Origin of the sequence: Enterococcus sp. DIV1316a, from assembly GCF_050536915.1 — a bacterium.
GTDB lineage: Bacteria > Bacillota > Bacilli > Lactobacillales > Enterococcaceae > Enterococcus > Enterococcus faecalis.
The window spans coordinates 352,245-366,757 of record NZ_CP172913.1; the positions used below are offsets into that span (position 1 = coordinate 352,245).

14 protein-coding genes are annotated in these 14,513 nt (G+C 40.2%); 11 read left to right on the forward strand and 3 right to left on the reverse strand.

Annotated features, from left to right (window positions below; translation table 11 throughout):
- Nucleotides 1-2 precede the first annotated feature (2 nt).
- From IGL56_RS01810 to menC, 5 genes are read left to right on the forward strand one after another with little or no spacing between them, the layout of a single operon-like run.
- Entirely contained in the window at nucleotides 3-1,460 is a 1,458-nt protein-coding gene (locus IGL56_RS01810) for an o-succinylbenzoate--CoA ligase (protein WP_002364948.1), read from the forward strand.
- Entirely contained in the window at nucleotides 1,457-2,824 is a 1,368-nt protein-coding gene (locus tag IGL56_RS01815; protein ID WP_002364946.1) for an isochorismate synthase, read from the forward strand. The genes IGL56_RS01810 and IGL56_RS01815 overlap by 4 nt, the downstream gene beginning before the upstream one ends.
- Complete coding sequence (gene menD / locus IGL56_RS01820) at nucleotides 2,824-4,557, forward strand: 2-succinyl-5-enolpyruvyl-6-hydroxy-3-cyclohexene-1-carboxylic-acid synthase (RefSeq protein ID WP_002392502.1); 1,734 nt, start codon at nucleotides 2,824-2,826, stop codon at nucleotides 4,555-4,557. The genes IGL56_RS01815 and menD overlap by 1 nt, the downstream gene beginning before the upstream one ends.
- Entirely contained in the window at nucleotides 4,545-5,369 is an 825-nt protein-coding gene (menH, locus tag IGL56_RS01825) for a 2-succinyl-6-hydroxy-2,4-cyclohexadiene-1-carboxylate synthase (RefSeq protein WP_002392503.1), read from the forward strand. Before menD ends, menH begins: the two co-directional genes overlap by 13 nt.
- Nucleotides 5,370-6,473, forward strand: a complete 1,104-nt coding sequence (gene menC / locus IGL56_RS01830; RefSeq protein ID WP_002364942.1) for an o-succinylbenzoate synthase — start codon at nucleotides 5,370-5,372, stop codon at nucleotides 6,471-6,473.
- Between the two features lie 56 nt (nucleotides 6,474-6,529).
- Here the strand turns inward: menC and IGL56_RS01835 are convergent, their stop codons facing one another.
- On the reverse strand, nucleotides 6,530-7,228 hold the full coding sequence (locus IGL56_RS01835; protein ID WP_002355326.1) for a glucosamine-6-phosphate deaminase: 699 nt from the start codon (nucleotides 7,226-7,228) through the stop codon (nucleotides 6,530-6,532).
- Between the two features lie 251 nt (nucleotides 7,229-7,479).
- A complete protein-coding gene (locus IGL56_RS01840) occupies nucleotides 7,480-9,006 on the reverse strand; it encodes an AMP-binding protein (protein ID WP_002361196.1) in 1,527 nt (508 codons plus the stop codon).
- 220 nt (nucleotides 9,007-9,226) lie between these two features.
- Between IGL56_RS01840 and IGL56_RS01845 the strand changes: the two genes are divergently transcribed.
- Nucleotides 9,227-9,628 (forward strand): organic hydroperoxide resistance protein, encoded by a 402-nt coding sequence (locus IGL56_RS01845; protein ID WP_002355332.1) that lies wholly within the window; start codon nucleotides 9,227-9,229, stop codon nucleotides 9,626-9,628.
- A gap of 43 nt (nucleotides 9,629-9,671) precedes the next feature.
- Here IGL56_RS01845 and IGL56_RS01850 read toward each other — a convergent pair whose 3' ends face one another.
- Entirely contained in the window at nucleotides 9,672-10,442 is a 771-nt protein-coding gene (locus tag IGL56_RS01850) for a sulfite exporter TauE/SafE family protein (RefSeq protein ID WP_225581367.1), read from the reverse strand.
- A gap of 169 nt (nucleotides 10,443-10,611) precedes the next feature.
- Here IGL56_RS01850 and IGL56_RS01855 point away from each other — a divergent pair, with 169 nt between their 5' ends.
- Genes IGL56_RS01855 through murQ form a run of 5 tightly spaced genes read left to right on the forward strand, consistent with a single transcriptional unit; the run spans nucleotide 10,612 to nucleotide 14,506 of the window.
- Nucleotides 10,612-11,415, forward strand: a complete 804-nt coding sequence (locus IGL56_RS01855; RefSeq protein ID WP_002358431.1) for a PTS mannose/fructose/sorbose/N-acetylgalactosamine transporter subunit IIC — start codon at nucleotides 10,612-10,614, stop codon at nucleotides 11,413-11,415.
- Nucleotides 11,408-12,226 carry a PTS system mannose/fructose/sorbose family transporter subunit IID gene (locus IGL56_RS01860; RefSeq protein WP_002355336.1) on the forward strand — a complete coding sequence of 273 codons (819 nt, stop codon included), beginning with the start codon at nucleotides 11,408-11,410 and terminating at the stop codon, nucleotides 12,224-12,226. The genes IGL56_RS01855 and IGL56_RS01860 overlap by 8 nt, the downstream gene beginning before the upstream one ends.
- Before the next feature lie 30 nt (nucleotides 12,227-12,256).
- Nucleotides 12,257-12,733 (forward strand): PTS system mannose/fructose/N-acetylgalactosamine-transporter subunit IIB, encoded by a 477-nt coding sequence (locus tag IGL56_RS01865; RefSeq protein WP_002355337.1) that lies wholly within the window; start codon nucleotides 12,257-12,259, stop codon nucleotides 12,731-12,733.
- 16 nt (nucleotides 12,734-12,749) lie between these two features.
- Nucleotides 12,750-13,601, forward strand: a complete 852-nt coding sequence (locus IGL56_RS01870; protein WP_002355339.1) for a MurR/RpiR family transcriptional regulator — start codon at nucleotides 12,750-12,752, stop codon at nucleotides 13,599-13,601.
- A gap of 14 nt (nucleotides 13,602-13,615) precedes the next feature.
- Nucleotides 13,616-14,506: an N-acetylmuramic acid 6-phosphate etherase gene (gene murQ / locus IGL56_RS01875; RefSeq protein WP_002361198.1), complete on the forward strand. Its 891-nt coding sequence runs from the start codon at nucleotides 13,616-13,618 to the stop codon at nucleotides 14,504-14,506.
- The last annotated feature ends 7 nt before the right edge of the window (nucleotides 14,507-14,513 follow it).

Genomic DNA, 14,513 nt, shown 5'->3' on the forward strand with positions numbered 1-14,513 from the left:
CAATGACTTGGTTAAATAAACAAGTACAAAAACGTCCCGATCATCCTGCTTTTTATTTTCAGGATGAATCTTGGACGTTTTTAGAAGTGCAACAAGAAGTCAGCCATTGGGTAGCCACATATCAACAGGTGCTTGCACCAGAAGAAAAACGTGTGGCTTTATTCAGTAAGAACAGCAAAGAGTTGTATTTTTCAATTCTAGCCTTATGGGAATTGGGGAAAGAGTTATTATTTTTAAATACGCATTTGACACTTGCTGAACTGACTTTTCAGTTAAAAGATGCGCAAGTTAAAACGATTATTGGTGCGCCTGAAACGCAGGCTTTGTTAGAGGAGATTTCTTTTGTCGACGTTCAGCCAATGGTTAAAAAACAGCATAGTCTTTTACGTCAGGAGTTTCAACAGCCAAGTGACTTAGAGTCGGTGGCTTCTATTATGTATACATCTGGAACTACAGGACAACCTAAAGGGGTCTTGCAACGGTTTAAAAATCATTTGGCCAGTGCTAGAGGCACTCAAGAAAATATGGGGATTACTGCTGAAGATTGTTGGTTGTGTGCAGTCCCATTATTTCACATTAGCGGATTGTCGATTGTTTTTCGACAACTCGTCTTAGGTTGTAGTATTCGCCTTTACGATAAATTTGATGAACAGCAAGTGACACAAGATTTACAAGAAGGCCGTGGCACCGTCATTTCAGTGGTTGCGACAATGTTACAACAATTATTGTCTGTCTATCCTGAAGCTGGCTACAGCGTCAGCTTTAAAGGAATGTTATTGGGCGGCGGACCGATTGCACCGGATAAATTAGCGCAGTGTGAGGAAAAAGGGATTCCAGTCATTCAATCTTATGGGATGACGGAAACGTGTTCGCAAGTTGTTGCCTTGAAATTTGAAGATGCGGCACTGAAAATCGGCTCTGCTGGGCAACCGTTAAAAGATATGCAGATCAAAATTGTTGATGAACTAGGACAAGAACAGCCAGAAAAGCAAGTCGGGGAAATTTTACTTAAGGGACCAAACGTTGTTTCAGGTTACCTTAACCAGCGTCAACCTGAAAAATGGACAGCAGATGGTTGGTTTAAAACAGGCGACATGGGCTATTTAGATGCACAAGGGTACCTGTATTTGGTTAGTCGTTTAAGTGAACTCATTATCTCTGGTGGTGAAAATATTTACCCCACTGAGGTTGAACAGGTGTTACAGGCGATAACAGGAATTAAAGCAGCGGCAGTTGTAGGAGAACCAGATGCGCAATGGGGAGCCGTCCCAGTTGCATATGTGATTAGTGACCAAGAAATCACCTTAGCGCAAATTCAAGACCAGTGTTCACGAAAACTGGCAAAATATAAACGACCGAAACGCATTTATTTTTGTCATTCTTTCCCGCAAACAGCAAGTGGAAAGATTGCCAAACATCGTTTCATGACAGAAGAAAGAGAGGCGTTTTTAATCAGATGAAATTGCCTGATGAATTACGACAAGCCTATCAGAAGAATGCCCGTCAGTTCAGTTGGGTTTTTCCATTAGAAACAGAACAAACAGCCTTGGCAATTTTTGCCGCTGGTGAAAAGGCATACCAAGGAGAACGTTTTTTTTGGCAAACGCCGAAAAAAGATTTTGCTTTGGTTGGCTTCGGATATGAAACTATCTTAAAAGGCGCAGAAACAGAAACGCATCAATTGAACAACTTTTTAAAAAAAGAGGCGGCAACTCGTTTTCAAAATATGTCTATTTCTGGTACAGGGGCTCTTCTGTTTGGCGGTTTGCCTTTTGATACAGAACAAACGCCTACTGAGGCCTGGGGAGAGTTAGGGGAAGGTTGGTTTTATCTACCAAGTATTCTATTTACTTTTTCAGGTTCACGTATTTATGGAACGCTGAACTTTTCAGGTTCTAGTGAACAAGAAGTCGAGGAACGTTGGTCGACTTTGGTGGCTCAGTTTGATCGCTTGTTAGCTACCTGTGAGGAGTTGCCAGCTGTAGCGGAAACAAAGATTGACAAGGAAGAAGTTGCCGTGACTGAATGGCTACAAGCTGTCAACGAAACCGTAGCAGTCTTAAGAGAAGATGGCCCTTTAAAAAAAGTGGTTTTGGCTCGACAACTTGCTGTGAGCAGTCCTGAAAAAATTCGAAGTAACCAAGTGCTCGTTAATTTAATGGCACAACAACAAAATACGTATTTGTTTGCTTTAGAAGCCAAAGACACAAGTTTCATTGGTGCAACACCAGAACGACTTCTGTTGGGTACTAAAGAAACGTTTGCGACCGCTTGTATTGCAGGAACCATTAAAACGGGTCAAACACCAGAAGAAACGAAAACTTTAGGAGCACAACTTTTACAAGACCGCAAAAATACCGGAGAACACCAAATTGTGGTGGAACGTTTAGCGAAAGAGTTGGCGAAGATGACGACTTCTGAAAACAGTATTCAAGCACCCATTATTTTGGAAAATCGAGATGTACAACATCTTTATGTGCCAATCTCGGGTCAACGTAAACCGGGAATTTCGTTCTTGGAAAGTGTGATGCAGTTACACCCAACGCCAGCTTTAGGTGGTGAGCCCAAAGAGTTGGCAGTCGAATGGATTCGACAATATGAGCCAGGGAGTCGTGGGTTATATGGTGCGCCAATCGGTTGGATTTCAGGGAATGATGATAGTGGCGAGTTCGCTGTGGCCTTGCGTTCAGGTGTCTTTGCTGGTCAGCAAGGCGTTCTTTATGCAGGTTGTGGTATTGTTGCTGATTCTCAAGCAGAGCTAGAAAGAGAAGAAACGAAAATAAAATTTCAACCGATGTTACGAGGAATTGGAGGGCAGGTTTAATGAATCATCAAGAAACAATGACCGATTATTTAACGGCCTTTATTGAAGGCTTAAAAAATAGTGGGGTTGAACAAGCAGTCATTAGTCCAGGGTCCCGTTCCACACCACTGGCTTTATTACTTCATCGGGAAACCGCAATCCAAACTTTTGTCGATGTCGATGAACGTTCCGCTGCTTTTTTTGCTTTAGGATTAAGTAAAGCGAGTCAAAAACCAGTGGTCTTACTTTGTACCTCTGGAACAGCAGCTGCAAACTATTATCCAGCAATTTGTGAAGCCAATATTAGCCATGTACCCTTAGTCGTTTTAACAACGGATCGGCCGCATGAGTTACGTCAAGTTGGCGCTCCTCAAGCCATGGACCAATTACAAATGTATCAAAATCATGTGAAATTATTTGTTGAAATGGCTTTGCCAGAAGCAACAGAAGAGATATTGAATTACGCCTATTGGCAAGGCGCTAAAGGAGCAGCATTCGCGCAACAAACGCCTGCAGCACCTGTTCATTTGAATTTTCCTTTGCGGGAACCATTATTACCTGACTTAGAGAGAAAAACAAAGAGTTCTCAACAAACGGCTTTATTCGCTGGTCAATCAATCCTTTCTACAGAACAAGTGCAACAGCTAGCGGATCAATGGTACCAGAAAAACGGTGTTTTGGTTGTCGGTGGCAGTCATACAGAGGAAGAAGCGGCGCTATTTATTCAATTAGCCGAAGCTTTGCAATGGCCGTTACTAGCGGATCCTTTAGCAAACATTGTGACACATGGGCAAAATAGTGAAGTTGTTATTGCACACAGTGATCTGTTTCTAAATGTGGCGACCTTGCCACAAGAACCAGAAGTGGTAGTGCGTTTTGGTTCGCTGCCAATTTCTAAAAACATCATGTTATGGTTGAAACGCTTAGCAACGACAGAGACTGCTTTTTATTTTGTGGACGAAAATGGGCAATGGCAAGAGCAATTGAAAAAATCACAAACAGTTATTCAGGCAAAGGAAACCACGTTTGTAGAACAACTGCTAACGGTTGTCAAACCAAAAGAAGCGACTTGGTTAGCACAATGGCTCTTGCTGGAAAAAACGGTCTCTGAAGTTCTTCTAGAAACGCTGAACGCGACAGAATTAAATGAAACAACAGCCAGCTTAGCTGTTCACCAAACAATGAAAGAGAACGGTCAGTTATTTGTATCTAATAGTATGGCTATCCGCTACTTAGATCGATTTATGGATAGTCGCCCTTATCGGATGTTTGGAAATCGCGGCATCAACGGGATTGATGGGATTGTTTCAACTGCTTTAGGAATGAGTGCCATAGCACCGACACAGCAAAACGTTCTACTGATTGGTGATTTAGCGCTATATCATGATATGAATGGTTTATTTTTGGCTAAACGTTATCAGTTGCCGTTAACAATTGTTTTATTAAATAACAATGGTGGCGGGATTTTCTCTTTTCTATCTCAACGAACTTTACGTGAGGACGATTTCGAGCCTTTATTTGGAACACCGCTTGATTTAGATTTTTCGTTAGTTGCTGAACTTTACGGTGCTTCGTATCAAGAAGTCAAAACAATCGCGGAGCTCAAGCAAATTTTACAGACAGCGGCTGAAGAACCACAATTTCAAGTGATCGAAGTCAAAGGAAATCGCCAAGAGAATGTTCATTTGTACGAATCAATTTTAGCTGAAATTGGTAGACGAGTAGAAAGACAGGGGATTTCATGGAACGGTTAATTCGGGGGATGCAGTACCATTATCAATGGTTAACACCTTTTGATGCAAAGCGAACGACACTAGTCTGTTTACACGGTTTCACAGGAACGTTAGCCACGTTTGCAGCCGTTTTTCCCAGTCAAACACCTTATAACGTTTTAGGAATTGACTTACCTGGGCATGGCGCGACTGCTAGTTTGGTAGCACCAGAGCGTTATACCATGAAACAGGTTTGCCATGATATTGCTGAACTAACCGAATCGCTAAATTTGCCTTGCTTTTGTTTATTAGGCTATTCAATGGGCGCTCGAACAGCTTTAGGTTTTGCATTACATTATCCACAAAAGGTACAGCATCTTTTATTGGAAAGTGGATCACCAGGTTTGGCCACCGCCGCAGAACGTCAGGCTCGTATCTGTCAAGATCATCGTTTGGCGGAACGTCTCTTAGAGGAACCGCTGGTGGATTTTATTGATTTTTGGCAAGAATTACCGTTATTTCAAACGCAAAAAGCCTTGTCTGTGGCACAGCAAATGGCCATTCGTCAGGAACGTTTGAGCCAATCGGCCTTTGGATTGGCTAGTAGTTTGTGGTATATGGGCACAGGAGCGCAAGAGAGTTACTGGGAACGTCTAGCAGAATTGCAGCCGATTCCTACCGATTTATTGGTAGGCGGCGAAGATCAAAAGTTTATTGGAATTGCGAAAAAAATGCAGGCACGTCAACCGTTGTTGAGGCTGACAATTTTTCCTGAAGCAGGACATTGTATCCATTTGGAACAACCAACGATTTTCTATGAAAAGGTGACAGCGTTATTGGAAGGAGCCATCTGAATGAACATTCAATCAATTGAAACCTATCAGGTTCGTTTGCCTTTAAAAACGCCGTTTGTCACGAGCTATGGTCGCCTGGAAGAAAAAGCGTTTGATCTATTTGTAATAACGGATGAGCAAGGAAATCAAGGGTTTGGCGAATTAGTGGCTTTTGAGCAACCTGATTATGTGCAAGAAACGTTGGTAACCGAACGCTTCATCATCCAACAGCATTTAATTCCGTTACTTTTAACAGAAGCGCTTGAACAGCCGCAAGAGGTTTCAACAATTTTTGAAGAAGTTAAAGGACATTGGATGGGAAAAGCTGCGTTAGAAACTGCCATCTGGGATTTATATGCCAAACGGCAACAGAAGAGTTTAACTGAATTTTTTGGACCAACGCGGAGGAAAATTCCTGTAGGGATTAGTTTAGGGATTCAAGAAGACTTACCTCAATTACTTAAACAAGTTCAGTTAGCTGTAGAAAAAGGGTATCAACGAGTGAAGCTGAAAATTCGTCCCGGTTATGATGTGGAACCTGTTGCTTTGATTCGTCAGCATTTTCCTAACTTGCCTTTAATGGTCGATGCCAATTCAGCGTATACATTGGCTGATTTGCCTCAATTACAACGTTTAGATCACTATCAATTAGCGATGATTGAACAGCCTTTTGCTGCAGATGATTTTTTAGACCACGCACAATTACAAAGAGAACTGAAGACAAGAATTTGTTTGGATGAAAATATTCGTAGTCTCAAAGACTGCCAAGTGGCGTTAGCATTGGGCAGTTGCCGTAGTATCAATTTGAAGATTCCTCGTGTAGGTGGGATTCACGAGGCGTTGAAGATTGCCACATTTTGCCAAGAAAATGATTTATTGGTTTGGTTAGGTGGCATGTTTGAGTCTGGTGTTGGTCGCGCATTGAATTTGCAATTTGCGTCACAGCCTACCTTTTCCTTTCCAGGTGATATTTCAGCAACGGAACGCTATTTTTATGAAGATATCATCACGGAACCTTTTATTTTAGAGCAAGGGACAATGACCGTGCCTCAGGGACTTGGTATTGGTGTTACACTTTCCCAGACGAATTTGCTAAAATACAGTCAGTATCAAAAAATCATGTAATGATAACAAAATTGCGCCTATGACTATGCAGAGAAGCATAATCTAGGCGCAATTTTTTATTTTTCTAATTGACTCGCTGCGGCTTCATCCAAGAGAACCGTTAAATTTGGATGGAGTTGAAGAATAGAGGCAGGATACGTTTCTGTGACAGGTCCTTGGAGCACTTGTTTGACCATCTGAGCTTTTTGTTCACCATTTACAATTAGGACAAGATGCTTAACTTTCATGATGCTGGCTGGCCCCATCGTAACAAAGGTCATGCCTGGCTGCATCATTTCAGGAACAAACCAAGGCTCTGAACCAGTGACGGTCACTTGATAGGTTTCGTTTTTAAAATGAGTGGTAGTGGGCATGTTCCCACAAAAATGACCATCTGCTCCTAAGCCAATTAACATCAAATCTAAGCCGCCTGCGTCAGCAATCCGTTGTTCTTGTTGTTGAAAGTTTTCAACAGTTAATGGATGGATGTTTTGCTCGGATATTTCCGCAGGTGTCAAATACAGCGTCCGCAAATCTGTCAGAGTAATGCCTTCCTTTTGATGAGGAACAGGGATTTCATCAAAGTTATAATAATGAACATTATCAAAGTCAGATGAATTTTTCACAATCGAGGCTAATTTTTGGTAAACAAGTGCTGGTGTTTTGCCAGCGGTAATTGATAAATTCACTCGTTTATCTTGGCTCATCGTGCTTAGAAGTAACATTTTTGCCCATTCGCTCATCGTGTCGAAATCTTGTTTAATTAAAATTTTCATACTTGCTCACTCCATTCTTTGAATAAGCTAAGTATAATTTGTGGGAACCATCCCATGTCAAGCTCTTCACAAAAAGGATTTAATTAACGGTAGGCAAAAGAAAGAGGAGCAGCCGTCAAAACGATGGCTGCCCCTCTTTTTAAAACTTAAGATAACCTACAACGAGTTAACTTTTTAGCTTTCTGTTCCACTTGCTCCAACGCTGGTCTAAACGTTCTTTTGACCAACACTGTTTAACAAAGAATTTTATTTTATTGTTCTTTCAACCATTTTTCTAGTTGTAAACGTTGCACTTTCATAGTAGCTGTGTGAGGGATTTCATCAAAAGCCATAATGATAGGTTCGTTTAAATGTGGTAAATCGGCTACTTGTGTCCACCAAGCATCCCAATCCATTTCTTCCCCAGGGACAACCGCTAAAATTGGCTGAGGTTCATTTTCTTTGCCACGGACAATAATCACTTCTTCTAAGAAATCTAATGCATCCAATAAATGATCTTCAATAGCTAAATTACTGTCGATGTTTTCAATTAGATCTACTTGGCGATCTTTCAAGAATAAGTGGCCGCGTTCATCTAACATCCCGTAATCGCCGCTGTCCCACCATTCGCCGTAGACATTTTCTGCAAAGCGGGCATCTTCTTTGTAATATGTTAAGGCCCGTCCTTTTGATAAGAATTGGATATGGCCGTCCGTCATCGCAGGTAAAACTTGTCCTTTTTCATCGGTAATTCGAGCTTGTGTTAAATCCTCTAAACCAACGCCCATGTCACGAGCATCTGAATCTTTTAGGGATTCTAAAGTATGCGCTCGTAAGATCATTGGCCCGCATTCACTTTGTCCATAAACTTGTAGGAAAATTGGTTCATTGGCAGCAGATGCTTTTAAGAAAGCCACCATTGTAGCGTTGTTAATTGCATCAAAAGTAGAATGATAATAATGGACACTAGCGAAAGCTTCAGGTTTTTCTTTGGCCAAACGAACCCATTGAACGAAGTTATTGGGGTGTGTTTCTACAGCGATTGGTTGATAGGTGCTGAACATTTCAGCGACTTTTTCGCTCGAAGCATTTGCTAAAGGCATCATAGGGAAGCCCATGGCCATTAAAGAAGACACGCCAATGTTAAAACGAGAATGAACTGGCGAAATATGAAAGCCAACTAATTTCTTTTCAGCAATTTTTGTAAAAATGGTTTTTTGCCATTTTGTACGCCAACCCATAGAGTGATTGGAATGACAGATAAGTTTAGGAATACCTGTTGTTCCAGAGGTGTGGGTCATGTAGGCAATTTCGTCTTTAGTCAGTTCGTCTTGAGGAACTTCCGTGGCATCAGCTTCTAAAAGAGAAGCAACCGAAAGTTTTTTATTGGCAGAGCTGTTACGAACAGCTTGAACTTTTTCAGCAGTCACATCATCAAATAAAATATAAGGATCTTCTAAACGATCAACGAATACTTCAATTGTTTCAAAAGGTAAATGGTATGAAACCATTACAGGAACGGCTGCTAGATATGAGGCTGCAACAGCTAGTAAATACGTGTCGAATTTAGGACTTTTATAAATAATAATTTTGTCGCCTTTTTTTACACCTAAAGCGGCTAATTGATATGCCCGTTTCAAAATTTCTTGATGGCTTTCACCATAAGTTGTTTCTAAGCCAAGTGCAGGAAAAGCAGGCAAAGATTCATCAAAAATAATTGGAACAGTTGGTGTTTTTTCTGCGGCTTCTTGATAGTTTGTATAGAGGTTTAATGGTTGATAATCAAGTAAGTGTGTCAAGGGAAAGTCTCCTTTGTAAAATAGTTTGTGTACAAATGTACAAGTTCACTTTATCCTATCATAGAATGGGTTCTTTTTCTACGTCAAAAATACAACGTTAAATGTTATTTTTTATTATTCACAAGCACAACGTTTGCTGTATCTGGCAAAGTTTCCTACAATAATTATGTAAGTAACAAGTTCTCAGAAGTGTAAAACTTTACAAAGGAGAGGAATTTACATGAAAAAAATCTATGAAACAACTATCATTAATACGGGTGGACGTGCAGGAGAAGTTCACTCACCGGATAAATCATTTTCTTATGCGGTTGCTTCGCCAGGTGTCAAGAAAGAAAATACAACAAATCCAGAACAATTATTCGCAGCGGCTTACAGTGCTTGCTTTAACGGTGCATTAGAATTAGTGATGGATCAAGAAAAAGTCGAAGGTAAAAGTACAGTAACCGCACGTGTTTCCTTATTCCAAGGAGAAGATGGATTTAGCGTTGGTGCTGAATTGGAAGTTCATATTGATGGGGTAGATCAAGCTAAAGCAGAAGAACTTGTTAAAAAAGCCCACGAAATTTGCCCATATTCTAAAGCAACAAGAAATAATATAGATGTTAAATTAACAGTGATTTAATTAAAAAAGAAGCGCTTTGTCGTATAGACAAAGCGCTTCTTTTTTAGATAACAGTCCACAAATTATACATATTTAACAAAATAACTAAAAAAACAACTAAACTATAAATTTGGGCGACCCGTTGTTGAGATAATTTTTTACTGAAAAGACCGCCGACATAACCACCGAATAAAGCGGCAGGAATAATAGCCCAAAGCATTGTCAAATCAAAAACCGCAAACCCTGTGGTCAAGCCGATATTGCCAAGTTTGGCGAGTTGGGAGAAAAAAATAGTAATGATGGAATAAACAGTTGCTGATTTGATATCCATTCCAAAAAAGAGAATAAGGCAAGCTACATTAATGGGACCGCCACCGATGCCTAAAAAGGTTGATAGAATCCCTAAGCCTAATCCGACAATCAGAAAAATGCTCAATCCGTTGAGGTGTAAGTGCCAGTTGGAAAATTGATTGTAGAGAAGAACCAAAACCAAGGTCAGCAACATGATGATATATTGGATTAGTTGTACTTTTTCTTCATTTGGCGCTAGTGCAATCGCCTGATTAAGAAGTAAATCACCTAACATGCCGCCGACTAAGGAACCAAACGAAATACTCGCGGCTTTTTTCCATTCAATTTGGACACCATTTTGATACTGTTTATAAGTCGAAGAAATGGACATGACAAAAACAGCTACACTTGAATAGAACGCAATACTATTTAACGAATGGAACCCAAGAAAATCCAAAACAGGCTTAATAATGACGCCTCCACCCATCCCAGAGAGCGCCCCAACTGTATTGGATAGAAAAATAGTTATGAAATAAATCAGCAAAACCCGCACATAATCACTCCTAAACCGTTTTCTTTTAGTATAGCACAAAAATTATATAAGAAATGTAATTTCATTTAAAAATATTTTTAAAAAGAACTTGAAATGATATTTCTTTAATGGTATTCTACAAATACAAAAAAGAAAACGCATTCAAGGAGGATGAGAAAGCATGACAGTATCGATTGGTATTATTTTGATTTTATGTCTTTACACAGTTGTTGGTGTACTTGACCAAATTTCTATTCAGATTGGTCCATATACACCATTGTTTGCTGCAACGTTTACTGGCCTAGTCTTAGGAGATGTTCAAACAGGTTTGATGATTGGGGCAACGCTTCAATTGATGACATTAGGCGTAGCGACTTATGGAGGAGCAACAGTCCCAGACTTTCTTTCAGGGGCCATTATGGGAACGGCTTATGCAATCATTTCAGGGAAAGGGGCAGAGTATGGTATCGGAGTTGCGGTTCCGATTGGGTTATTATTGACACAACTAGATATTTTAGGCAGAATGGCTAATACGTTTTTCCAACACAAAGCAGATCGTTATGCGGAAGAAGGCAATTATAAAGGGGTCGAGCGCTGCAATGTTTTAGGAATTTTTCCTTGGACGATTTCTCGTGTCATCCCAGTTTTTATTGGCCTAGCTTTTGGTGAACAAGTTGTAAACGCTATCAATAATTGGATTCCTATTTGGGTGATGAATGGGTTAAAAGCAGCAGGCGCTATTTTACCAGCGATGGGGATTGCTATTTTAATGCGTTACTTACCAATTAAAACATACTGGCCCTATTTTATTATTGGGTTCGTGTTACTTGCTTATGGGGCCCAATTCTTTTCAGTTTTAGGTGTCGCACTGGTTGGCTTGGCTTTAGCAGCGATTTATGTGATGAATCATAACAAAGGCGGCGCAGCTACAACAAGTGGCACGGTTATTTACGAAGATGATGAGGAGGTTGAGATTGATGACTAACAAATTAACAAAAAAGGATATTAATAAAGTTTACGTCCGTAATCTTTTTGGCTATCAGTGGGGCTGGAACTATGAAAAAATGCAAGGACTTGGTTACGCTTGGGTGATGATGCCTGCATTAAAGCGACTATACAGTGAAGATCCAGTAGCTATGAAGAAAGCCTTGAAGACACATCTTGGCTTTATGAATACAACGCCAGCCATGTCGCACTTAATTGTCGGAGCTGATATGGCTTTGGAAGAAGAAGTCGGCATTGAAGATGAAACGGCCATTACTGGTTTGAAAACAGGTCTAATGGGTCCGTTTGCTGGTGTTGGTGATACCATTTTTATCGCGATTTATCGTGCGATTGTTTTTTCGATTGCAGCTTACATGGCGCAAGGGGGCCAGGTTGTTGGGTTACTGATCCCGTTAATTGCCGGAGCAGTGGTCCTATGGGTTCGCTATAAATTCACTTGGATTGGTTACCATCAAGGGAAAAAAATTGCGACAGAATTTGCGGATAAAATGAAATTGTTTACGCAAGGTGCAGCTATTTTAGGGTTAACGGTGGTCGGCGGTTTGATTCCTTCGGTAATTACTTACAAATTAGATTTAACTTATAAAATGGGAGATGTAACATTATCTGTTCAAGAAATGTTGGATAAAATTTTACCCGCATTAATTCCTTTAGGGATTGTTCTTTTATCCTATTGGTTACTAGGGAAAAAGAAAATGAATTCAACACGGCTAATCTTTGTTTTAATTTTAATTGGCATGGTTTTAGGTAATTTACAACCAATGTTGGCTTGGGTTGGCGGTTTATTTTAAAAAAATAGTATATAATAGGAGAGATTTATTATGACAATTGTACATGCAAGAGTAGATGAGCGTTTAATTCACGGACAAGTTGCAACCGTTTGGACGAATACGGTTGGCGCACAAAGAATCATGGTAGTAAATGATGCCGCTGTCAAAGATCAATTACAAATTGGTGCCTTAAAAATGGCTAAGCCTGCAGGAGTTAAATTATCCATTTTATCAAAACGTAAAGCGATTGAAAAAATTTTAGCAGGCAATTATGATGAAGAAAAAGTCTTTTTAATTACGAAAGACATTGCAGACATGGCGGCTTTAATTGATGGCGGTGTCCCATTACAGAGCTTCAATGTCGGCAATATTTCTCAAAAAGAAGGCAGTCGAGCAATTAAAAAATCTGTTGCATTAACCGATGAAGATATTCAAACCGTTCGTCGTTTAACAGATAATGGGGTGACTATTACCGCACAGATGATCCCTTCTGAACCAAACGAAGCAATTTTAACTTTCATAAAATAGAAATGGAGATGAGAAGATGGAGCCAATCCGTTCAATCAGACAAAAATATAAGGACTTTTCCAAAGTAAATAAGAGAATCGCAGACTATATACTGAAGGATCCGACCCGTCTTCTCTCATTAACAGCAAACGAAATTGCTAGCAATAGCGAAACTTCTCCGGCGTCAGTTACCCGTTTTTCTAAACAATTAGGGTTTGACAGCTGGGAAGAGTTAAAACTATCCATTGCAGCGGTACAAGCTGCCAGTAACGGTAAAAAAGATATTGATCCAATTGTAGCGGCGGATGATTCGGTGGATACTATTTGTATGAAAGTGGAATCTTTATTAAATGCTACGATTGAGGATTTATTTTATACAGTGGATAAACAAGCCTTGGAACGAGCAATCGCGCATGTTAAAAAAGCGGAAAAAATTCATTTGGTTGGAATTGGTGCCTCTTCTTTAACGACTTATAATCTTTATCACAAGTTTAACCGCGCTGGTCGCCAAGCAATTTTTAATTATGATAGTCACATGATGTTGGAGTTTTTAAATTATGCAACGGCACAAGACATTTTGATCACGGTCTCCTATAGTGGTTTGACAAAAGAAGCCTTAATCGCCTGTGAAATTGCCAAAAATAGGGGCGCAACGGTTATTTTTATTACCAGTAACGATGGAGAAAACGTGCGATCATTGAGCGATGAAGTTCTTTTAGTCCCCAATAATGAGCACCTCATTCGAGTTGGGGCTATTTCATCGATTGCTTCGTCAATGGCAATTGGCGATGTTCTGTATTTAGGTTCAATTCAAGATGATTTAGACACAGAAATTGAACGTAATATGATTGAAACGAGTCAACTTGTCAGCCGTCTAAAAGAGAAGTAGGGGTGTGCAAGCAAATGAACTTAGAAGGATTAACGACAGAAGCCAGAAATGAAGCGACTAAAAAGATTGACCAAGTGTCAACATTAGAAATGGTAACTTTAATAAATCAAGAAGACCAAAAGGTAGCACAAGCAATTGAAAAGGTGCTTCCGCAGATTGCTGCAGCAATTGATGCAGCGGCAGAACGATTTAAAAAAGGGGGCCGTTTAATCTATTGTGGTGCAGGAACGTCTGGACGTTTAGGTGCTTTGGATGCGATTGAATTAACACCCACATATAGTGTGTCGCCAGAACGCGCATTTGGTATTTTAGCTGGTGGTGAAAAAGCAATGTATCAAGCAATTGAAGGCGCTGAAGACTCGAAAGAATTAGCTATCGAAGATTTAACACAACATCAATTGACTGCCCGAGATGTCGTAATTGCGATTGCTGCTAGTGGTCGGACACCATATGCTGTTTCCGCAATTGAATACGGAAAAAAAGTGGGCGCTCTAACCATTTCAGTTACCTGTAATAATCAAAGTCCGATGAATCAATTGGCGGAAATTGGGATTGCGCCAATTGTAGGACCGGAAGTCATTACAGGGTCAACTAGAATGAAAGCGGGTTCAGCACAGAAAATGGTTTTAAATATGTTTTCAACAGGAATTATGGTTAAAGTAGGGAATATCTATCAAAATTTGATGGTCAACGTACAACCAACGAACGAAAAATTAATGCAACGTGCCACGAATATCATTAAAGAAGCAGCAGAAATCGAGGAATCGCAAGCCAAAGAATACTTGGAGGCAGCACAGCTAGAAGTGGCACCAGCCATTGTAATGGCGAAAGCCCACGTTGATTTTCAAAAAGCCAAACAACTATTAGCAGAACATGACGGACGGATTTCAGAAGTTTTAGCATAGAAGTGGT